18 protein-coding genes are annotated in these 21,725 nt (G+C 35.6%); 11 read left to right on the plus strand and 7 right to left on the minus strand.

Translation table 11 applies throughout. From position 1 onward, the window contains the following. The first annotated feature begins 50 nt into the window (after window positions 1-50). The 5 genes from BZG01_RS09150 to BZG01_RS09170 all read left to right on the plus strand — a co-directional run bounded on the left by BZG01_RS09150 (window position 51) and on the right by BZG01_RS09170 (window position 8,454). Window positions 51-1,172 carry a sugar transferase gene (locus tag BZG01_RS09150; protein WP_101309530.1) on the plus strand — a complete coding sequence of 374 codons (1,122 nt, stop codon included), beginning with the start codon at window positions 51-53 and terminating at the stop codon, window positions 1,170-1,172. Window positions 1,173-1,420: 248 nt separating this feature from the next. Further along, window positions 1,421-3,826: a GumC family protein gene (locus BZG01_RS09155; RefSeq protein WP_101309531.1), complete on the plus strand. Its 2,406-nt coding sequence runs from the start codon at window positions 1,421-1,423 to the stop codon at window positions 3,824-3,826. A gap of 375 nt (window positions 3,827-4,201) precedes the next feature. Then, complete coding sequence (locus tag BZG01_RS09160; protein ID WP_101309532.1) at window positions 4,202-6,040, plus strand: hypothetical protein; 1,839 nt, start codon at window positions 4,202-4,204, stop codon at window positions 6,038-6,040. Between the two features lie 180 nt (window positions 6,041-6,220). Beyond that, the gene (locus BZG01_RS09165; protein WP_101309533.1) at window positions 6,221-7,927 is read left to right on the plus strand and encodes a histidinol-phosphatase HisJ family protein; all 1,707 of its coding nucleotides are present in this window, start codon (window positions 6,221-6,223) and stop codon (window positions 7,925-7,927) included. 20 nt (window positions 7,928-7,947) lie between these two features. Then, entirely contained in the window at window positions 7,948-8,454 is a 507-nt protein-coding gene (locus BZG01_RS09170) for a hypothetical protein (RefSeq protein WP_101309534.1), read from the plus strand. Window positions 8,455-8,460: 6 nt separating this feature from the next. On the opposite strand, the gene BZG01_RS09175 is transcribed toward BZG01_RS09170, so the two are convergent. Further along, window positions 8,461-8,736 (minus strand): hypothetical protein, encoded by a 276-nt coding sequence (locus BZG01_RS09175; protein ID WP_101309535.1) that lies wholly within the window; start codon window positions 8,734-8,736, stop codon window positions 8,461-8,463. A 243-nt stretch (window positions 8,737-8,979) separates the two neighbouring features. Next, complete coding sequence (locus tag BZG01_RS09180; protein ID WP_101309536.1) at window positions 8,980-9,813, minus strand: Rossmann-fold NAD(P)-binding domain-containing protein; 834 nt, start codon at window positions 9,811-9,813, stop codon at window positions 8,980-8,982. Between the two features lie 285 nt (window positions 9,814-10,098). Here BZG01_RS09180 and hemA point away from each other — a divergent pair, with 285 nt between their 5' ends. The 6 genes from hemA (at window position 10,099) to BZG01_RS09210 (ending at window position 16,892) form a co-directional block, all read left to right on the plus strand. Continuing rightward, on the plus strand, window positions 10,099-11,352 hold the full coding sequence (gene hemA, locus BZG01_RS09185; protein ID WP_101309537.1) for a glutamyl-tRNA reductase: 1,254 nt from the start codon (window positions 10,099-10,101) through the stop codon (window positions 11,350-11,352). Window positions 11,353-11,454: 102 nt separating this feature from the next. After that, entirely contained in the window at window positions 11,455-12,381 is a 927-nt protein-coding gene (gene hemC, locus BZG01_RS09190; protein ID WP_101309538.1) for a hydroxymethylbilane synthase, read from the plus strand. Between the two features lie 81 nt (window positions 12,382-12,462). Continuing rightward, entirely contained in the window at window positions 12,463-13,455 is a 993-nt protein-coding gene (gene hemB, locus BZG01_RS09195) for a porphobilinogen synthase (RefSeq protein WP_101309539.1), read from the plus strand. A gap of 81 nt (window positions 13,456-13,536) precedes the next feature. Then, window positions 13,537-14,568: a uroporphyrinogen decarboxylase gene (gene hemE, locus BZG01_RS09200; protein WP_101309540.1), complete on the plus strand. Its 1,032-nt coding sequence runs from the start codon at window positions 13,537-13,539 to the stop codon at window positions 14,566-14,568. 216 nt (window positions 14,569-14,784) lie between these two features. Then, the gene (locus BZG01_RS09205; protein ID WP_101309541.1) at window positions 14,785-16,059 is read left to right on the plus strand and encodes a double-cubane-cluster-containing anaerobic reductase; all 1,275 of its coding nucleotides are present in this window, start codon (window positions 14,785-14,787) and stop codon (window positions 16,057-16,059) included. Window positions 16,060-16,145: 86 nt separating this feature from the next. Further along, complete coding sequence (locus BZG01_RS09210) at window positions 16,146-16,892, plus strand: acyl-CoA dehydratase activase (RefSeq protein ID WP_101309542.1); 747 nt, start codon at window positions 16,146-16,148, stop codon at window positions 16,890-16,892. A 53-nt stretch (window positions 16,893-16,945) separates the two neighbouring features. On the opposite strand, the gene BZG01_RS09215 is transcribed toward BZG01_RS09210, so the two are convergent. From BZG01_RS09215 to hemL, 5 genes are all read right to left on the minus strand, one after another. Then, window positions 16,946-17,344 carry a permease gene (locus BZG01_RS09215; RefSeq protein WP_101309543.1) on the minus strand — a complete coding sequence of 133 codons (399 nt, stop codon included), beginning with the start codon at window positions 17,342-17,344 and terminating at the stop codon, window positions 16,946-16,948. A 667-nt stretch (window positions 17,345-18,011) separates the two neighbouring features. Continuing rightward, on the minus strand, window positions 18,012-18,758 hold the full coding sequence (locus BZG01_RS09220) for a hypothetical protein (protein ID WP_101309544.1): 747 nt from the start codon (window positions 18,756-18,758) through the stop codon (window positions 18,012-18,014). 93 nt (window positions 18,759-18,851) lie between these two features. Further along, window positions 18,852-19,367 (minus strand): hypothetical protein, encoded by a 516-nt coding sequence (locus BZG01_RS09225; protein ID WP_101309545.1) that lies wholly within the window; start codon window positions 19,365-19,367, stop codon window positions 18,852-18,854. Between the two features lie 23 nt (window positions 19,368-19,390). Beyond that, window positions 19,391-20,332, minus strand: a complete 942-nt coding sequence (locus BZG01_RS09230) for a pyridoxal-phosphate dependent enzyme (RefSeq protein WP_101309546.1) — start codon at window positions 20,330-20,332, stop codon at window positions 19,391-19,393. An 89-nt stretch (window positions 20,333-20,421) separates the two neighbouring features. Further along, on the minus strand, window positions 20,422-21,714 hold the full coding sequence (hemL, locus tag BZG01_RS09235; RefSeq protein WP_101309547.1) for a glutamate-1-semialdehyde 2,1-aminomutase: 1,293 nt from the start codon (window positions 21,712-21,714) through the stop codon (window positions 20,422-20,424). Window positions 21,715-21,725 lie beyond the last annotated feature (11 nt).

Genomic DNA, 21,725 nt, shown 5'->3' on the forward strand with positions numbered 1-21,725 from the left:
GCAGTAAAGATATTTTTGATATCTATTGTTGCGTATCAATATTTTATGTTATGAAGAAAGGATCTGATGCTATTCGTAGGTTGGAAAGTACAGGACAAAGGATCGAATCGGCGCAGAAACAGTCCGGTTTTGTCATTTCACCCAGCTATTTCATTGATCTTTCCCAGAAATTAGGTCAGAAAGGGTTTGAATTTATAAGCAGATATTTTTGTCGTTTTAATTCCAGACATGTTCTAATAAGTTCACAAGATATCAGCAAATTGGCAGGAATAAATTTTCAGTTGTTGGTGAGTATAGAACCTATCAATAATCTAATTAGCATTAATGAGTTTTTTGGAGCCGCTAATTGTAAACTTGAAAAGGGAGGCATTTTTATTTGCCGCCTTAAGCCACAGGAAAAGGTGGAAAGAAGAATACTTACCCGTTATCCATTTCCATTAAATAAGCTGGTATATGCCGCCTACTTTGTTTTCCGCAGGGTGTTTCCCAAACTCAGCATTACCCGTAATTTCTATCTGTCTCTAACAAAAGGTAAAAATCGATCATTAAGAGAACTTGAAGTAATTGGCCGGCTATATGCCAGTGGCTACGAATTAGTAAATAAATATAGTGCCGGAGAATATGTTTATTTGGTAGCTGAAAAACTAAAAGCGCCTTTTTTTGATAAATATTCTTCTTATGGTTTGCTGTTTAAAATGAAACGGATTGGTAAAGATGGAAAGGAAATTTTGGTTTACAAATTGAGAACCATGGTTCCTTTTTCAGAATATTTACAAGAGGCCTTTATAAATAAAAACCAATTGGCAAAAGGAGGGAAAATCAATAATGACAGCCGAATAACACCTGTTGGAAGAATTCTCAGAAAATATTGGATTGACGAAATTCCCAACATTTTTAACCTGCTAAAAGGTGAGATGAAATTGGTTGGAGTGCGTCCGATTAGTAAGTCATATTTTAATTTATACACACCCGAATTACAAAAGTTAAGACTAAAAGTAAAACCTGGAATTATACCACCTTTCTATGCGGATCTTCCTGAAACTCTTGAAGGAATTGAAAAGTCAGAAAAAAAATATATTGAATCCTATTTAAAAAATCCCACACAAACTGATATAAAATATTTTATAGCTTCCTTCAAAAATATTATTTTCAAAAAAATACGAAGCTATTAGATTGATATCTTTTTTCCTGATTATTTAGTTTTTGAGACTTCCTCACCATTCAACAGTTCGTCAAGGCTTTGTTATTGCTTTATTTTCCGAGTGATTTACTTAACGGGTGTTTTGATGTAAAGATTTTAAAAATAAGCACATTGTAAATCAATCTAATAGTAGAGTTTGCTATTCGGCGATCTATTGTTTATTGAAGTTCTTTTTATATTCATACTTAATGAATTTTTTACCCTAAAGAATATGATCCAATGACAAGTTCAAATGAATTTCTGAAAAATTTGGTGAACGAAGAAAAACAACAAATCAAAGCCTTTCAATACAAATTAGTATCCAAATGGTATTGGTTTCTAGTATTCGGAATTCTTGGTTTAGGAGGCGGTTTAATGTATACTTTTTATTCACCATCTAAGTATCAGGCTAAGTGCACAATATTGGTTCAGAATGAATCCAATGCTTTAAGAGGGAAGGAATTCTTTGATGATGATGGTAGTTTGAGAGGAATAAATGTTCAGGATCATATTGGTGTTTTAAAGTCTTCCTCGTTATCAAAACAGGTTTTAATTAATTTAAACTGGAATGTTTCATGGTATCAAAAAATGCCATTCTTTAATCAGGATTTGTACGGTTTGGCACCTTTTTTCGTGTACAAAACTGATAGGCGCGAAAATCCGAATGATTTCCCTCTGTTCGTTAAAATGATTTCGGAAGAAGAATATATGGTCAGGTCTGATAATACAATTTTGGAAAGTTCAGAAATATCATATTTTGAAGCAAAGGGTAAATTTGGAGTTCCTTTCGAAAACGAGCATTTCAGTTTTGTATTGGAAAAAAACAACGATGTTATTGTACCTTTAGAGGCAGAGTTCTTTTTTGTTTTTAATAACATGGAAAATCTTAGTGTACAGTATGCTGATAATCTAAATGTAACGCTGGAGGATTTAAAAGGGAATTTAATAGCATTGGAACTGAAAGGAATAGCAGCACAGAGGATCGTCGACTTTTTAAATGAACTAAGTGAAGAATATATTGAATTTTGTTTATCAGAAAAGAATAAAATATCTAAAAATACAATTCGGTTTATTGATATGCAGCTGGAAGGGGTGGTGGATTCGTTAGAACAAACCGGCCATTTATTCAGTGATTTTCAATCTAAAAATCAGAGTTCAGATCTTGAAAGAGAGGCCGATTTGGCAATGGCTGATTTAAAAAGGTTGGAAGAGGAGTACGCCCTGTCAGAAAGAAAGTTAAATTACATTAGGAATTTAAATCAATACATAAATAACAGCTTTCAATTTTCAAAAGTTGAACATCATCTTCAGCAGGATTTTGGCAATGAATTAGTAGATAATTCAATTGTGTCACCTTCAGTAGTTGATATTACGGATCCGGGTTTGAACAATTTGGTTTTGAAGTTAGGAGAACTATATGGTAAGAAAGAGATATTATCATATAGTGTAAAGCAAAATGAACCCAATATGTTGGTGCTGGAGAAGGAGATCAGACATACAAAACAAAGTTTGAAAGAAAATCTGCAAAATTTATTTGTAAACACAGAAAATGATTTAAGCAGTATAGCCCGACAGATGAGTGGTGTAAAAAGTAAATTGGTTCGATTACCCAAAATGGAGCAAAAATTCATTAATTTCAAAAGAAGATACGATCTGAATAATGATTTGTATACTTTTCTTTTAAAAAAGAGGGCTGAAGCAGAAATCACCATAGCTTCCAATGTTCCCAATTCTCAAATTTTGGATCGGGCAAGTTTAATGTCAACCAACCAAGTAGAACCGAAAACCATTTTAAATCTAATTATTGGATTCTTAATTGGAATTTCAATGCCATTTATTTTTATAAAAACAAGGGATTATTTTAACAATACCATAGGTAGCATTTACGAACTGGAAAGGGAGACTTCTCTTCCGGTTTTAGGGGTGATTTCCCACAATAGGCATCGTAAAGATTTTTTGGTTTGCAACCGTCCGCGTTCGGGAATAACAGAATCGTTTCGAAGCCTTAGAACTGATTTGGAAAATCTGCTTGCAGAAAATAAACAAAAGGTCATATCAGTGCAATCTGTTATGCCTGGAGAAGGAAAATCATTTGTAAGTTTAAATTTAGCTGCCATTTTGGCAATGAATAATGAAAAGGTTTTACTGGTTGAGGCAGATATGAGAAAACCTGGATTAAACAGGGTGTTTGGCAGTATTCGATCGAATGGAATGAGCAGTTATTTAAAGGGTGAGGATGCTTTTGATGATATTATTTTCCAGACAAAATTTGAAAATCTAAGTTTCATTCCCGCCGGGCCGGTACCTTTAAATCCGGCAGAACTTCTGGCTAACGGTAAATTTAAAGGATTTATGGAAAAAGCAAGAATTCATTATAATTATATCATATTGGATAGTGCACCGGTTTCTGTTGTTACAGATGGTTTGTTGTCAGGCAAATATGCAGATCTTAATTTGTTTGTACTTCGTCATCATTTCAGTCGGAAGGAACATGTAAATTATATCAATAAATTAGTGGATAAAGGGTCGGTGAAAAATGTTACGATTCTTTTAAATGATTTTAGAGTTAATGGTGTAGATGTAAAAGATTTTGGTTATCGAAGCGGGTATTATAAAGATAATTATCTTCCGAAGGGAAAGATCTAAATATTAACAAAAACTATTTTTTTAAGAGACCTGTGATTACAGGTCTTTTTTATGATATGATCCGATAGCGATCTGATTTTTCCAGGAATTAATCTGTCTTTTTTCTCCACTTATCATATTTTTTTGTAAAAAGGTTTTTTAAATTACGCGATATTCTGAACTGTATTTGATATTTTATTTGTCAGCCATTTTTTTCATACACTGAATAGAATTAATGCTGGTCAGAGCTTTGTATTTTGATAAATCCAGCAGTTTTTTGTAATTTATAGAGAACAATATATTTCTTGCCTCTTCGAATGTTGTTAAGTGTTTATTCATAAAAAATCCGCCTCACCCTAATCATTTAATTGGTAGTAATTCAGAAAGTAATTGGTAATGGAGGAGAGTATTAAACTTGTTATTTGGGATCTTGATGAAACTTTTTGGAAAGGAACCCTTTCTGAAGAGGATGTGAGTAGTATCCCGGAAAATATCAATTTGGTCAGATGGTTAACCAATAGAGGAATAATGAACAGCATTGTCTCCAAAAATAATTTTGCCGAAGCTAAATTAAAACTTCAGGAAATTGGGATTTGGGACTATTTTATATTCCCGGTTATCACTTGGGAAGCCAAAGGAAAACTAGTGCAGCAAGTGATAGAAAAATGTCAGTTAAGATCAGTTAATGTCTTGTTTTTGGACGATAATCACATGAATTTGGAGGAAGCGAAATTTTATAATAAAGGAATCTGCGCGAAATTACCATCTTTTATATGTGAAATGAAAAATCACCCGGCTTTTACGGGGAAAGACGATTCTTCTCATAGCAGATTGAAGCATTATAAAATTTTGGAACGTAAGGATGTTGATAAAATCGAGATTAACAACAATGAGGAGTTTCTAAAAGCATCTGGTATTCGCATCCAATATATAGATGATTTAACCGATCATACCGAAAGGCTTCTTGAGATTTTAAATAGAACCAATCAATTAAATTACACAAAAAAAAGATTGGACCACAAAGAGGTCAAAAGTTTAATCGAAAATCATAAACTTGAGAAAAAATTAATAAAAGTAATCGATAAATACGGTGATTATGGATTTGTAGGATTTTATGCTGTCGATCAGTTAAAGAATGAATTGGAGCACTTTGTGTTTTCATGCCGAATAATCAATCTGGGGATTGAGCAGTTCGTTTATTCTTCATTGAATTTTCCTAAAATTAATATTGTTCCTGATGTGGCCATTCCTCTAAATTTATCCAAACCCGATTGGATTTCTGTGATTGATAAAGCCCGAATAAGTACTCACATCTCTGAAAGTAAGAATGATACATCGAAATGCAAAATATTGTTTAAAGGCGAGTGCGACTTATTTCAGATGCTTTATTATCTTCAGGATTATGATTGCGACGTAATAAGAGAATCGAATTATAACGGAAATAATAATTTTATCATAAATAGGGAACATACTCAAATGCTGATTGACAGCAGAGAAATGTCAAAAGAACAAGTTAACTATTTGGTGAAAAAACTGCCGTTTATTGATTACAAGTCTTATCGTTCCAGTGTTTTTACCGATACATACAACGTTTTTGTTTATAGCCTGATAATGGATTTTACGCAAGAGATGTATGAACACAAAAAATTGGATTTAAAAATTCCGTTTGGAGGAAATAACATTAATATCACAAATCAGAACACTTGGGATAAATTTATTAAAAACTGCAGGGAAAGAAATCATTTAGGGATAAGTAAGGAATTCCTTCAATTCTTTTCTGAGAATTTTGTGCATAGAGGTAAAATATCAATTAACGATTTTAGAAGAAACCTTTCAAGTATTCGTGACGGAATTCCATTATATATTCCAATTATTTTCATGAATGGATCAGAAGTTGAATTTTCGGCAGAATGGGAAAGTTATGATACAGAGCGAAGCCGGGTAATGAATCTTGCTTTGGATCAATTTATAGAACAAACTCCCAATTGTTACCTTCTTGATATACGAAAGTTTGTATACTCGCCGGATCATGTAACCTATGGAATGAATCGTTATAAAAGGAGATGCTACAAAGAAATTGCCAATGATTTAATTGGAATATTGCAAAGTCTCGATACAATTCAAATTACAAAGAAATGGATTTCTCTTACGCCGGTTATTGACTTGGTAAAGCCATTATACCGTTGGCTAAGAAGACGTTTTTTAAGGGTAAAACGTTTTCTAAAATTTAAATAAGCTTGATTTGCTTTCTAATGAGTAATGAAGAAGAAACAGAAGTCATATTTATTTTGTGAACACTTCAATAAGAGAGAATATATCTGATTAAAAACTCCAAAAAGAATTTAGAATAATTCACCTTTACTTTGTGTGCAAATGATTATTTTTACTCAACTATTAACCACAAAGAGAAAGTAAATGCCACAAAATAATATTGCCACGCCCGAATATTTTATTTGGGAGACTCACGGAATTCACACCGGAACAGGTAACGATCATGTAAAACATGGAGTTGACGAATTGGATAAAATAACTGAATTAGCCATAGTAAAAGGTCATCCAAATATTGCATTTATAATTCATACACCGCGTTTAACCAGATACAGGTATGCTGCAGAGAAACGGTTGGGAGTTAAGTTTATAAGGGGCGATAATGCCTATTTTAATTATCCAAATCAGATTGAAAAGTTGAAGTTGAAATATGGGAATCAAATTAATATTCGTTTTGGTATTGAACTGGAATGGTTAGGACCTGATTTGGGAATGCAATGGAACCGTTCGAAAATTTTTCAGGCACAAGATGCTGATTTTGTGATAGGTTCATTGCATTTTTCCCGGGAAGGAATTCCATATGATGGTTCGATAGAGGAAACTGAAGAACTGATTAAACTGAGAGGTGGATTGGAAAATTATTGGGGTGGATACATCGAAGAATTGATTGAGATGGTTGATTCTACCTGGGAAATGATTCAGGTTGTTGGTCATATAGATTTACCAAAATTGTTTGCCCCGATTCCTCAGCCTCTGCTGGAGTTAGATACCTCAGATCATTTTCTGGCTCGTAGAATGCGGTTTTTACTGGAAATGATCAGCGAATATAATCTTGCATTGGATGTAAATCTGGCTGGAATAAATAAAGGTTGTGGTATCTATCCTGATATTTCAATTTTGAAAAGAGCAAAGCAACTTGATATCCCAATAGCATTAGGTACTGATACTCATACATTGCAAAATTTAGGTAATCATCACGAGACAGGTATCCATTATGCTCATGACGCCGGATACAAACATTATCTGAGTTTTTCGAAGTGCATTCCTGAGAAAAGACCTTTGCGGAATCAGGCTTTTAAGGAGGAAGAATACAAGGTGATGAATTTGGGAATTGAGATGTTAAATCTTCGGTTTGAGGATAGCAAGCAACGACGAATTCCAAAATTTTCTTTCGGAGGAACTTTTAGAACATTCTTGGAGCATCATAAAAATTCGACTTCGCTGGGCGAATTTGAAGCGATACGTATACGAAAAGGAAATAAATCCATCACTATAAGCAATACAATTCCTCAAAATCAAAAGGAGAAGGTAAAAGGATTGTTCTCACATCATAAAGATAAGCCTGGGGTATTGTCGATGATATTTAATGCTTTGGCATCGGAGGAGATCAATGTTGAAACGGCATATTTAAATTCCAATAATGATGGCACTGCAACGGCTTTTTTAACCCTTTCGGGAGATGATGATTCTGTTCATGAAGCTGTTGAGTTTGTGAAAGGAACAGGGGGAGATAGCTTTATCGAAATTAGGGTAGGAGATATCTTGGAAATGCAGCAATTGGATAAAAACAAGAATTATTTGCTGGAAGTTGACGGAGTGAATTTACCCATTGCAATCAGTAAACAAATGATTCTTTCTATCCATAACAATACTGCAGGAATCTTACTAATTTTGCTTTCGGCACTGGCTTCCCAAAATATCAATGTAATTGATTTAAAACTGGGACAAAGAGGACAAAAAGGGTATGCGATACTTAGTATTGAGGGCAATGCTCAATTGGCCGGAAATATTTTGGGTAAGCTGGGACCTCAGTTTTTTGAAACGACACTTTTATCTTTAAACGGTGTAGAATAGTAAATTTTAATCGATATAAGTTGAATAACAGTACATCCGATTCATACGAATCCATTTTGAATATTATTGAGTTTTATAGAATTCAACCAAGAATTCAAGACCTTCAAATAGAGAAAATAGAGGAGTACTTGATTCTTATGAGTGCTCATTACATAGAGTCAATAAGAGAGATTGATGATTGCATCGGTTTAAGTGTACCTGCTTGTTTAGAAGATATCATTGATGTTTTAAATTCTTACTTAAGTAAGGTGGGAGAAGAATTAGAAAAGATTTTCCCTGAAGATATAAATGTGTTTACGCCTGTTAATATACATTCTAATGCCGGAATAATTGAGATTCAGGCATTGGAATTGTACCGGAATTTTAACGGTGGTGAAAGTGATTTGTATCAAATAAAAGAGGCTCTTGATTGTTTGGAAAACAATATTTACGAAGAAGATTTTGCTGAGAAGCTAGCCTTACTGACAAAAGATTTACTGTTCAAAATTAATTCGAATCTAATCGTTAGGGTTGATGATTTATTATGAAGTTGCTTACCCAACAGCTTTTGGCGGGAGAAAGTGAATTGCCACCGGTTCTTCCTCTTCCAACTCTTTAATCATTTCAAATGATTGCGATTGAAGAAATTCAAGAGCACTTTCTTCATTTTTCCATTGAGAAAGAATAATATGCTCGTTTTGTTTTCCATTAGCTTGGTATATTTCGCATGAAAGTTCGCCTCCAATTTTACGGTATTCCTGAAATTGGTCAAATGAATTTTTCCAGCTAACGTAATTTTTTATAGACTGCTTTATTAGTAAATATATCATTATGTATGGATATGTTGTTAATTCTAAATTAATTAAAAAGAATAAACAAGCTTACAATTAATTGATTACAGGGTGAAAATACAGGGTGATTATATCTTTTTTTAATATAAATAGTAAATGCACCCCTTAAATGTTTAATTAAAATTAAACAAATTGATTTTTTAAAGAAAATTCATTCCACTTATCAACTAAATTAATTGACGAATGATTTAAATGCAGATGAAACATTTACAGTCAGACAATCTAGATTAATGCATCAATTGGATTTGAAAATCTAAATTTATAATTGGTATTTTCCAATTTAGCAGAGCTGATAATTTTATACGGGCTTTGGTTCGAGACAAATTTTGGCGATTCAAAACCTCCTTTTTTTGCGGCCTCCTCATAAAATTCCTTGCGACTAGGATGCTTGGGACAACAAGCATTGTAAATTTCTCCCCATAAATTATTTTCTATCAAATGCGATATGATGTTGATGCAATCATCCTGATGGATTAAATTAACAGGAGTGTCACCTTCAACAGCATTTTTCATTTTCGAAAAAAAACGTCCAGGTTTACGATCATAGCCAATTAAACCTCCAAATCGGATGATACTGGTTTGAAAATTTTGTTGTGAAAGCAGCATCTTCTCAACAATACGCAAGGCTTTGCCACTGTTCTTTTCCGGAATTTGGTTATCTTCTTCAGTAACAAGTCTGTTTAAATTCGCATATACCGAGGTTGAACTAATGAAAATCACCTTTTTTACAGAGGAAAGATGCAATTGCTCAATTAATGCTTTAAATTGTTTCGGGTGAAATTCTTCAATATCTTCTCTGCGCTTGGGTGGAAAATTAACAATCAATATTTCAGAATTAAAAAAATCAGCATCAAAATCAGCGTTTATTTCAGGATCAAAGCATATCAGATAAGGAGTTATTCCATCCTGAGCCAAGCTGGATATTTTCTCAGGAGTTGGAGTAGAGCCTTTTACAGAGTAGGCATTTTTCATTAAAAATTTTGCCAGTGGTAGGCCTAACCAACCGCATCCTAGAATACTTATGGTTTTTTCTTGCTTATAAAGCGTTTTATTCATGTGTTTGTATCTAAATATATCGGTGTTCAAATTTAAATTTAATTTGAACAATTAAATATTTTTGAAATATATAATTATGAATATGAAGCTAATTATTTTGGTATTTAAGATATTAAAATCCTTTTAGCGCCTATGAGCTTTCCATAATGGACAAAGTGCTAAGTAGAATAAGGGTAAAGGATTTGAAAACACAAGGATTTTTAAATAATTACTTTTATATTTGACACAGCATACACAGACTTTCATTTATGAATTTTTGGTAGGTTTCAAAATAAATTTCGTTTTATGTCGTCACAAATACGAGAAAATTTACAGAAATTATTTGTTTTAGGAATTAGTTATAAGAAAACAGCTCTTGAAGTTAGGGGAAAATTTTCATTTACTGCAGAACAGCAGGAAAATTTACTGAAAGAGGCAAAAGAAAATCAAATCGATGGATTCGTAGTTCTTTCTACTTGTAATCGTACTGAAATCTACGCTCACACAAGCCAATCGGAGTTTATTACTGATTTATTCTTAAAATACAGCGAAGGTAATCGGGAGGATTTTGATTCTCATGGTTATACTTTGTTTGGTAATGATTGTATTCACCACTTATATAGGGTTACTTCAGGATTAGATTCTCAGATTATTGGGGATTTTCAAATTGTAGGGCAAGTCAAAAATGCCGTTCAGTTAGCAGAAGAAATGGGTATGGTGAACCCATTTTTAAATCGCCTGTTTTCATTTGCCTTTCAGGCAAGTAAAAAAATAAAAACAAATACCGAAATAAGTAAAGGAGCCGCTTCTGTTTCTCATGCAGCAGTTCAGTATATTAAGGATAAGGTTTCAACTTTGGAATCATGCAATTTTTTGTTGTATGGAACCGGCGATATAGGGAAGGATACTTGTGGTAACTTATTGAAACACATGAATAACCGCTCGTTGACTTTAATAAACAGAACTGAAGCCAAGGCTGAGGCACTTGCTGATAAATTTAATGTGAAGTACCAATCTGTCAGTAAATTAATTGAAGAGGTGGAAAAGGCCGAGGTTATTATAGTAGCTACCGGAGCTCCGCAACCTACCTTGTTACCGGAACATTTTAATGGGAGTGACCAATGCAAATTGATTTTGGATCTTTCTGTTCCTAGAAATGTTCATCCTGAAATAGATAAGTTAGATCACGTTTTGGTGATTACTGTTGATGAACTATCGAAACATATCTCAGATGCCATTCAGCAAAGAAAAGATTGCATTCCGCAGGCAGAAGGTATAATTTACGGATCGATAAGTGAATTTTACAGCTGGCTTGAGGTGAAATACTTGTCTCCTGTAATTATTGCTTTAAAAGAAAATTTACAGAAAGTTCAACGGAAAGAGTTGGATTATCACAAAAATAAATTGACTGATGATGAACTGAAAAAAGTGGAGCACATCACCAGTAACATTGTGAATAAGATTGCCAGAGCATGTATCAATCACTTAAAAGATCATCACAAAAAGCAATCCAGTCCAATGGAAACAATAGATATGATTTTTAAAGATTTGGATTCGTAAAGCTTTGCAGGCTTTCGATAAAAAGCTATATAAACCTTGTTTTATATGGCTTTTTTATTTTAGCTAATATTAAATTTATAAACGTCCTGAAAATAGAAGACTATGATTTCTAAAATGAAAATAGTTGTTGCCACCCGTCCTAGTTTGCTTGCTTACACCCAAACCATGCAAACTGTGGAATTACTGAGAAATGCCAATCCTGAAATTGAATTCGAAGTGAAAAAGTTCAGCACTCAGGGCGATCGGGTGTTAAATCGTTCTTTAACAGAGTTTGGTGGTACTGGTGTGTTTGTAAAGGAGTTGGAACATGCTTTGTTGGAAAATGAAGCTGATATTGCAATTCATAGTTTAAAAGATGTTCCGAGTGCACACCCTGAGGGGTTGCAATTGGCTGCTTTTCCCGAGCGTGAAGATGCACGTGATGTTTTTTTGACCCGTAACGGAAGTTCCATCGAAGATATGCCGGAAGGATTTGTATTAGGAACCGGAAGCCCAAGAAGAAGGGTTCAATTTGCTAACCTCCGTAAGGATATCGAGTTTAAAGAAATCAGAGGAAACATTGACAGTCGTTTTCAAAAACTAATGGATGGTGAATACGATGCAATTATTTTGGCTGCAGCAGGCTTAAACCGTATGGGTAAAGAATATGACGAGAATTTGCTTCTGGATATTGATTTATGCATTCCTGCCATAGGACAAGGTGCAATTGCAATTGAGTGCCGGAGTAACGATCCTGAAACAATTGCAATACTTCAAAAGGTGAATCATCGTGATACCGAAATTGCAGTTAAAGCCGAACGGGCATTTATGGCTGAAATAGAAGGGGGATGTAAATTTCCTTTGGCTGCACATGCTGTTGTTTCAGACAATATTTTGAATATGGTTGCCATTGTAGGTGATTTAAAAACGAACCAGTTCATTGCAGAAGGAATTGAAGTTTCTGTAGAAGAATCGATTGAGAATGCGAAAGAATTAGCCATTAAGATGAAATCAATCTGTAAAGAAAAAGGAATAAATTTCTATCTTTAATTTTTGGTGATAATTTATCAAAAGGATTGATATACTTAAATTGACAACTAATTTATACACAAATACAAAAAATACAACATTATGAGTTTAAGACCTCTTTTCCCAGAGACACGATTAAGAAGATTGCGTTATAGCAAAGTAGTTCGTAACATGGTTGCAGAAACATCTCTTTCTGTTGATAATTTAATCATGCCCCTTTTTGTTTGTCCGGGAGAAAATGTTCAAAATCCGATTAAAAGCATGCCGGGAAACAATCAGTTATCGGTAGATATGTTAGTGAAAAAGTGTGGCGAATTATTGGAGTCGGGCGTAAAATCAGTATTGCTTTTTGGTATTCCTGAGTCGAAAGATGAAGATGGAACTGTTGCAGCACACGAGCATGGTATTGTACAAAAAGCTACCCGTGCCATTAAGGAAACTTACCCGGAAATGTATATCATCGCTGATATCTGTAATTGCGAATACACAACTCACGGTCATTGCGGAACTATTGTTGATGGTGATGTTGACAACGACCAGACATTGGTGACATTGGCTGCACAAGCTGTTTCTTTGGCTGAAGCTGGAGTTGATATGGTGGCGCCAAGTGATATGATGGATGGAAGAATTGGATACATGAGAAAAGCTTTGGATGAGAATTGTTTCGAGAAAATGCCGATTATGGCTTATTCTGCAAAATATGCATCCGGCTTTTACGGTCCGTTTAGAGATGCGGCCGATAGCGCACCTAAATTTGGAGATAGATCTACCTACCAAATGGATCCTAGAAACAGCGATGAAGCCATTCGTGAAGTTGAGATGGATATTGCTGAAGGAGCTGATATTGTAATGGTAAAGCCTGCTATGAGTTATCTTGATGTGATTTACAGAGTGAAAAATGAATTTAATATTCCTGTGGCGGCTTATAATGTAAGTGGTGAGTTCTCTATGGTGAAAGCTGCGGAAGCTAACGATTGGATTGATGGCAAGCGTGTAATGATGGAAATTATGACTTCAATCAGAAGAGCCGGAGCTGATATCATTATAACTTATCACGCTAAAGAGGTTGCAGATATTTTAAATGGTAAGATGTAAGCTGTTATTGAGAATTGAATTAATTCTGCCTTATTATTTTACGATACTAATTACTACTAACTATTTACTGATTACTGGAGTATGAGTCAATCAATTTTTTTAGATACAATTAACGGAATTAAGAGAGAGAGACCACCAGTGTGGTTCATGCGTCAGGCGGGCAGGGTACTTCCTTCCTACATGAAATTGCGCGAGAAATATGGTTTCAAGGAAATGATGGAGAATCCGGAATTGGCAGCTCAGGTTACTTTGTTACCAATTCATGATTTGGGGGTAGATGCTGCTATTTTGTTTTCTGATATTTTGGTGATTCCGGAAGCTTTAGGAATGGAATTGAGTTTTGAAGGAAAGGGTCCCAGTTTTGCAACAGCCTTAAAAGATGTTGCGGATCCTCTGTCATTTTTATCCGACAAGCCTGAAAAACTTGAGCATATTTATAAAGCGATTGACCGCATTTTAGAAACCAAGCCAAACGAAATTCCATTAATTGGATTTTGTGGAGGTCCTTTAACTACTTTGTGTTATATGTATCAAGGTTTCAGTCGGAATCAGAATTTCCCTGATTTTGTTCCTGCAATCTATCGTGATAAAGCACTAATGAAGAAGGTGGTTGCTAAAATTACAGAAATGAGTATTCACTATGCGCTAAAGCAAGTTGAACATGGTGTTAAGGCATTTCAGTTATTTGAAACCCACGCCGGATTAATTCCTGTGGAATTGTATAAAGAGGTTTTCTTACCATCCGTTAAGGCTATTTTAGGTGCAGTTCGTGAAACAGGAGTGAAAACCATCTACCTGCCAAAAGGTTTGGGAACAGGTATCAATATGGTGAACTACGATTTATGCGATTGTGTAAGTGTTGATTGGCAAATGCCATTGCATGAGGTGAGAGGAATTGTTGGCGAAGAAATGATTCTGCAAGGGAATTTTGATCCTCGTATATTGGAGGCTGCACCACAAGCTATCGATCAGGAATTTGAATACTTCCTGAATTATGGACGAAAAGATCACAAATGGATCTTCAATTTGGGACACGGGCTATTGCCTTCAATACCGGTTGAAAACGTGGAGTATCTTGTGAAAAAGGTGAAAGAATCTGATTGGGGAAGATAAACTCTCGAATGAAAATATAGAATGAGGTGTCAGTATTGGCACCTCTTTTTTGTTTGGATTTAGATTAAACAAATGGGAGTTTACTGATTAATTTAGTTTATATCAGTAGTTGATCTTAAAACAAATAAATTTATGTTGAAAAACTTATCAGGTAGTTAGGAATGGGGTTTTATGATTTCTACTTTTGCAGCCGAAAATCAATAAAATAGAATAACAATGGCAGATTATACAAAAATGTGGACTGATCTTGGCTTAAACCTTGATAATCATGATGCTTTACTGGAGAATTTAGGTGGCGCGTACCAATCCATTTTCATGTCGCAGGAACATCGTCCGGAAGGAATGGGATATTTCGATTTTGTGATGAGCGAAGCTCACGGGTTAAGAATTCAGGAGTTGCGTGATGAGCAGGAGGCAGGGCGAAAAATAATTGGTTCTTTTTGCGTTTTTGTACCTGAAGAGCTTGTACTTGCAGCAGGTTGCACATCTGTAGGATTGTGTGCCGGAGCTGATTTTGCTCAGGAAGAAGTTGAGAAGGTACTGCCTCGTAATACTTGTTCGTTAATCAAATCATTCTTTGGTTTCAAATTAGGTAAGGTTTGTCCATATATGGAAGTTTCAGACCTTATTGTAGGGGAAAATACCTGCGATGGAAAGAAAAAATCATTCGAGATATTTAGTCAGATGGTGCCAAATTTCTTTCAAATGGATCTTCCTCAAAACAAGGCTCCAATGGCAAGAAAATTATTAAAGCATGAATATGAGGCTTTTATTGCTAAGTTAGAGGAAATGACAGGCAAAAGAATCGGTTTGGAAGATTTAAAACAAGGAATTGCTGCTGTAAATGCAAAGCGAAATGCATTAGCCCGTCTGTCTAAACTTCGCATGGCCAATCCAAGTCCAATTTCCGGATTAGATGCTTTATTAATCAACCAAATTGCTTTTTTGGATAATCCGGTTCGTTTTACTGAGAAAGTAAACGTTTTATGTGATGAACTGGAATTGCTGGTAAAAGAAAAGAAAGGCGTAAAAGTTGAAAACGCTCCCCGTGTAGTTATTTCCGGTTGTCCTATGGCAATTCCAAATTGGAAAGTTCCTGCTGTAATCGAAGCTGCAGGTGCTGTAATTGTTGGCGAAGAATCATGTATTGGTGAGCGAGGTCAGCGAAATACAACCGACGCTTCTGCAGATACAATTGATGGCCTTATTGATGCTGTTGTTGATCGTTATTTTAAAATTGATTGTGCAGTATTTACACCAAATCAGGAGCGCGTAGAGCACATCAAAGAAATGGCTGAAAATACAAATGCCGACGGTGTGATTCATTACGGACTTCAATTCTGTCAGCCTTATATTATGGAATCTTTCTCTGTTGAAAAAACCTTGGAAAAAGATGGTGTTTCCGTATTGAGACTTGAGACAGATTACAGTCAGGAAGATATGGGACAATTGTCAACTCGTGTAGAAGCATTTGTTGAAATAATAAAATAAATAGAATTGAAATATAAAAACTGAGAGGGCTGCAGCATTCTCAGTTTTTTTTATTTGCATCAGAAATAAGATACAATATTATTGGAATGAGACATGCCGGAATAGATATTGGCTCCAGAAGCATAGAGTTGGTTGTGATTGAAGACGGAGAGGTTGTTGTGAGCAGGCAGTCCGAATCTGGTTACAATCCGGTGGAGCGTGTTCAGGAATTAATTGCTGATATTTCGTTCGATAAAGTGATGGCCACAGGTTATGGCCGCGCAAGTCTTGAGATTGCCTTCGATTATCCGACCATAACGGAAATTAAGGCATATGGAACAGGAGCGGCGACATTGCATCCAGGTGTTCGGGGAATTCTTGATATTGGAGGGCAGGATACCAAGGTTATTTCTTTGAATGAAAATGGAAAAGTGTTTAAGTTTGAGATGAATGATAAATGTGCTGCAGGTACCGGTAAATTTCTTGAATTGATGGCAGTAAGTCTTGGTTATCAGCAAAGCACCCTTGGTTTGGAAGCATTAAAAGGACAGGAGGGAATAGAAATTAACAGCATGTGTGCCGTATTTGCAGAGTCGGAGGTTACTTCTCTTTTGGCGAAAGGTTGTCTGCGGGCTGATATTGCATTGGCTGTTCATCAATCGGTGTGCCGCCGTGCTGTTGGAATGATTAAACGTCAGGATTTAAAAACTCCAATTTTATTTGCCGGTGGTGTTGCAAATAATGCATGTATGATACATCTCTTGAAACAGACTTTTGGAGATGATCTGATTGTTCCAACATCTCCTCAGTTTGTAGGTGCATACGGAGCTGCCGTTTTGGCAGGATTTTTATAAAAAACAAGAAAACCACCTGCAGGTGGTTTATGCAATTATTTGAAACAATGGAATTACCTGTATTCCTTTTTTTTGAATTGTTTTAGTTTATCAATGTCACGTTGAAATCTTTCCATTAAATCTTCCGAAAAAGAATTAATCAATTTGTGTTCCTTTGCTGTCATTCCATCAGAGGCATCAGCAACAATCTTCATGGCGGTAATGAATTCATCGTATTGCGGAGCCGGGCCATATACATGACAAAAATTAATCACCTTGTTATAGATTTCTTCAACTGAAGAGTTGTGCGACTCCTCAAACTCAAACGACCATAATATTTCAGAGCCAAGCGCATGATTCTTCAACAGCTGCGTAAGAGCTTCCTTTTCTTCTTTCTTAATCACTCCATCTGCTTTTGCCAGTGCATAAAGCAATTCTCCAAATACTTCGTATAATTTTTCTTCCTTTTTCATGGCATATCTTTTAAGGTAGATACCAAATTTCACAAATTGTCCATACCCTAAGTTACTACAATTGAGTGAGAAACTTATACAAAATGGGGAAGTCTGATTGCTGTGAATGCCATTTTAAAATCAACATCAAGCCTGTGCAGATAAAGATTGCTTTAAATACTAAGCCAAATAATCGCCAGAACTTACAAACAGGTTGGCATATAAGCCTATCGCTGCAAGTTGCTATCCTTAAGTTAAGATCATGGGAATCTGGCTAGTCAATTTGTTTTTACTGATGCTGTTTTCTATATATTAGGCTGCTTAGATTCCATTCGGGGATTATAAACTTATTGGCAGATGGCTTATATTGTTATGCGATTCATTAATATAGCTTTACAGATAATCTAAATTCATTATCGGATCATTTAAATAAGAAAGCAGATCATTAATATTACTATACCGATCAAATAAATAATATAGAAGATTGGATCTTTATGCTGTTATAGTTGATCGGATTGGCTTTAAATATGATCTGAATTGTAATTTTTATGATTTGACTCTATCTAAAGATGATCTGGCAGATGATTTAGCTGAGCGGATTGATAATGTATGTAATCTTTACACTTAAAAACAGATGAGTTTGCTGACTGTTTTAGCCATAATGCCGGAAAATCACAACAGGGCAAACTTAAAGTTGATCTGAATCTGTTTTTTTGTGATTGCGATTATTATTTTTACGACGGATGAATTCACTTGTGTATCCCTGGTATCGATTAGGATCATTCCGAAACAGATATTTTCCTGCACAACAAACTTCATCTACCAATTGCTTCAGGTAGATATAGGCTTTATCGCGAAATAGTTTCGATTCGTTGCCTTGCATTCGCAGGCAATTTAGTTTGGCAAAACGATCGGCAGCCTGTTCCGACAGGGTTTTGGCTAAATTTAATTTATTTAAATCGAAATCAATCGGAATAAGCAAATCCTGGTATTTCATCCCTAATATCGATAAGTCGTAAAGATCCTGAATTAAAACTGTGTGTTTTTTTCGTTTGTAACCGGACTTTACCAGTGGCAGCAGTTTCGGTTTATTGCGAAAAGCATAGCGGAATGAATACAGTAGTTCATCCTGCAAGACACAGGCTTGCTTCGATGTAATTTCCCATTTTTGTTGTATTTCCGAAACGGTATTTTTTTCCTCTATCCAATGGGTTTGAGCCGATCGCAATGTTTGAGCTCTAAGTCTGAGATCAGCACTTATGTCAGCAGACATTCCAATATTCATTAATTGCATTTGATCTTTGATACACCAAAGGGCCAAATTCTCGGCCTCTTGTAAATAAATATCAACAGGAATGGCAATTTTAACGATGTCCCGATTGGATATCGCCCGAATAGTATCTGAAATGTTTGTCAACTCAACTGTTTGATCCATCTTTTAATAAATTTAAATTCGTTTTAAATCAGTAGAATTTAAACTTAACAAAAAAACAATTGCGATGCAGTATATTGGCCTGGAAAAGATTAATTATTTTACAGTAGAAATAGCTTTCAGGATTTTTCGGGCACGGGAACAGTAGCCTGCACTTCCATTTTCCATTTGCTCTTCGATCACAAGAGCTAATTCATTTTGTATATCCGGTTCTTGTAAAGAAAAATTGTATAGAATTTGCATGGCATACACCTTAATTGCAATGGCTGATGTGCTGGAAATCAAAGCATCGAAGCAGTAATTGATAAAATCACCGGATACATTGCCTGGAAGAGGTTCTAAACTAATCAGTTTTAAATATTGCCTTAATTTGCTTTCGTTGGAAAGAGTAGGGACTAGCTCAATCATTTGAGGCAGATACAGGCGAACCAGATCAGGAGCAATATCATAAATCTTATCTAAAATCCATGTTGCCCGCCAGGAATGTTTCTCATTGCTGATACAAATATCCCACAGTTCGTTTATATACATGGGATTCTCTGCGATACTTTGAGCAACCAATCTGGCTTCCTCTTTTGCCGGAAAAGGGTCGAGTAGTTTTTTAAGTTCCATTGAATTTAGAATTATTGGTTTCCTTAAAACGGCAACCTGCTTAACTCCACATTTCCGCCCGAAAGAATAATTCCAACTTTTTGGCCTTTGTACCTTTTCTTTTCTTTTATTAAAGCAGCAAGAGCGACTGCACTCGATGGTTCTGCAATGTTTTTCATTCGCTCCCAAATCAGCCTCATTGCTGCAATTATTTCTTTTTCTTCCACTCTGATAATCTCTTCAACATGTTCCTTAATAATTGGAAATGTTTTATCTCCCAATGAGGTTAGCAGACCATCTGCAATGGTTTGAGGATTGGTTTGCGGAACAATTTCACCTTTTTGCAGGGATTGCCAGGCATCATCAGCGCCCATAGGTTCACCAGCTATTATTTTTGTGTTTGGCGAAAAATAATGTGCAGCTAAAGCTGTACCGGATAGTAAACCTCCGCCACCAACAGGAGCGAAAATTGCATCCAAATCATCATGATCTTCAATCAATTCCATTGCTGCAGTTGCTTGTCCTTCAATTACCTGATAATCATTGTAGGGATGCAAAAAAACTGCACCGGTTTTATTGACAACTTCGTTTAAGGTAGTTTCTCTTGCCTCAAGAGTCGGTATGCATTCAATAATTTCGCCGCCATATCCTTTTACAGCTGTTTTCTTTATTTCCGGAGCATTCGAAGGCATTACAATGTACGCTTTAATGCCTTGCACTTTAGCAGCAAGCGCTATTGCCTGGGCAAAATTACCCGATGAATGAGTGGCAACTCCAAATTCTTTCTCTGTTTCTGATAGTTGAAGAATAGCATTTGTAGCCCCCCGCATTTTGAATGCGCCCATTTTCTGAAAATTTTCACATTTAAAATAGATATCAGCTCCAACAATTTGGTTGATGAGTTGAGAGCTCATAACAGGTGTTCGATGAATGAATTCTTGAATTCTTGTGTGTGTTTCCTGTAAACTTTCTTTGGTGATAATCATTTCGCTGGAGTTTTTGGTTTGTAATTGTAACCCGACTTTAATCGGGTTACAAAGGAATTTGAACCTTAAAGTGAAATTATCTCTTACATCTATTTCATCGCTTCAAGTGAATCTTTTGCAGCTTGAATGGTCTTGTCAAGCATTTCATAAGTTAATGAATTAGATAGGAAATAACTTTCGAATGATGATGGAGGAAGGTAAATTCCTCTTTTCAACATTTCGTGAAAGAATTTAGGGAATTTGTCGTTATTAGCGGTTGCAGCAGTTTCAAAATCTATTACATCGATATCCGTAAAGAAAACACTGATCATGGAGCCACAACGGTTAATTTTGTAAGCGAACCCCGATTCCGAAAGCACCTTATCCAATCCTTTGTGAAGATATTCTGTTTTATCCGCAAGTTCAGTGAAGTAGTGAGGGTTCTCGTTAAGCTCTTTTAACAGGGTTAATCCTGCAATCATAGCAATAGGGTTACCCGATAAGGTTCCTGCCTGATAAACTGGACCAACAGGCGAAACGACCTTCATAATTTCATCGGGTCCGGCATAAGCTCCTACAGGCATTCCACCACCAATAACTTTACCGAAAGTTACCAAATCGGCTTTAACGCCAAAATATTCCTGAGCACCGCCTTTGCCCAAACGAAAACCAGACATTACCTCGTCGAAAATCAATAGAATTCCTTCTTTGTCACATAATTCGCGTAAATCTTCCAGAAAACCTTTTTTAGGAAGCACACAGCCCATGTTTCCAGCAATTGCTTCTACTATTACAGCGGCAATTTCACCTTTATTTTCTGCTGCTAATTGTTTTACGTCTTCAATGTTATTGTACTTGGCAGTTAGTGTGTCGTTTGCAGTGCCTGGAGTAACACCGGGTGAATTTGGCACCCCAAAGGTACTTGCTCCGCTGCCGGCTTTAATCAAAAATGAATCGGCATGACCGTGATAACAGCCTTCGAATTTGATAAATTTATTTCGGCCGGTATAACCTCTGGCAACACGAATGGCACTCATACATGCTTCGGTACCGGAATTAACCATTCTCACCTTATTAATATTTGGAACCATGTCCACAATTAATTTGGCAATTTCAATTTCCAGTTCAGTTGGAGCACCAAAGGATGTTGAATCTTCAACCTTTGCTTTGATGGCATCTATTACTTTTGGGTATGCATGTCCCAAAATCATGGGCCCCCACGATGAAATGTAATCGATGTACTCATTTCCGTCAACATCGGTAAGAATACTTCCTTTTGCTTTTTTGATAAAGACAGGAGTTCCGCCAACAGATTTAAATGCTCTAACCGGTGAGTTTACACCTCCTGGAATGTATTTGTTGGCCTCTGTAAATAATTCGGAACTTCTTTTGTATTGATGCATATTGTATAGGT

The organism is Labilibaculum manganireducens (assembly GCF_002843385.1).
Taxonomy (GTDB): Bacteria; Bacteroidota; Bacteroidia; order Bacteroidales; family Marinifilaceae; genus Labilibaculum; species Labilibaculum manganireducens.

Coding starts and splice junctions, on each gene's coding strand:
- BZG01_RS09150 (WP_101309530.1), top strand. CDS start 51: ATGAAGAAAGGATCTGATGCTATTCGTAGGTTGGAAAGTACAGGACAA.
- BZG01_RS09155 (WP_101309531.1), top strand. CDS start 1,421: ATGACAAGTTCAAATGAATTTCTGAAAAATTTGGTGAACGAAGAAAAA.
- BZG01_RS09160 (WP_101309532.1), top strand. CDS start 4,202: ATGGAGGAGAGTATTAAACTTGTTATTTGGGATCTTGATGAAACTTTT.
- BZG01_RS09165 (WP_101309533.1), top strand. CDS start 6,221: ATGCCACAAAATAATATTGCCACGCCCGAATATTTTATTTGGGAGACT.
- BZG01_RS09175 (WP_101309535.1), bottom strand. CDS start 8,736: ATGATATATTTACTAATAAAGCAGTCTATAAAAAATTACGTTAGCTGG.
- BZG01_RS09180 (WP_101309536.1), bottom strand. CDS start 9,813: ATGAATAAAACGCTTTATAAGCAAGAAAAAACCATAAGTATTCTAGGA.
- hemA (WP_101309537.1), top strand. CDS start 10,099: ATGTCGTCACAAATACGAGAAAATTTACAGAAATTATTTGTTTTAGGA.
- hemC (WP_101309538.1), top strand. CDS start 11,455: ATGATTTCTAAAATGAAAATAGTTGTTGCCACCCGTCCTAGTTTGCTT.
- hemB (WP_101309539.1), top strand. CDS start 12,463: ATGAGTTTAAGACCTCTTTTCCCAGAGACACGATTAAGAAGATTGCGT.
- hemE (WP_101309540.1), top strand. CDS start 13,537: ATGAGTCAATCAATTTTTTTAGATACAATTAACGGAATTAAGAGAGAG.
- BZG01_RS09205 (WP_101309541.1), top strand. CDS start 14,785: ATGGCAGATTATACAAAAATGTGGACTGATCTTGGCTTAAACCTTGAT.
- BZG01_RS09210 (WP_101309542.1), top strand. CDS start 16,146: ATGAGACATGCCGGAATAGATATTGGCTCCAGAAGCATAGAGTTGGTT.
- BZG01_RS09215 (WP_101309543.1), bottom strand. CDS start 17,344: ATGAAAAAGGAAGAAAAATTATACGAAGTATTTGGAGAATTGCTTTAT.
- BZG01_RS09220 (WP_101309544.1), bottom strand. CDS start 18,758: ATGGATCAAACAGTTGAGTTGACAAACATTTCAGATACTATTCGGGCG.
- BZG01_RS09225 (WP_101309545.1), bottom strand. CDS start 19,367: ATGGAACTTAAAAAACTACTCGACCCTTTTCCGGCAAAAGAGGAAGCC.
- BZG01_RS09230 (WP_101309546.1), bottom strand. CDS start 20,332: ATGATTATCACCAAAGAAAGTTTACAGGAAACACACACAAGAATTCAA.
- hemL (WP_101309547.1), bottom strand. CDS start 21,714: ATGCATCAATACAAAAGAAGTTCCGAATTATTTACAGAGGCCAACAAA.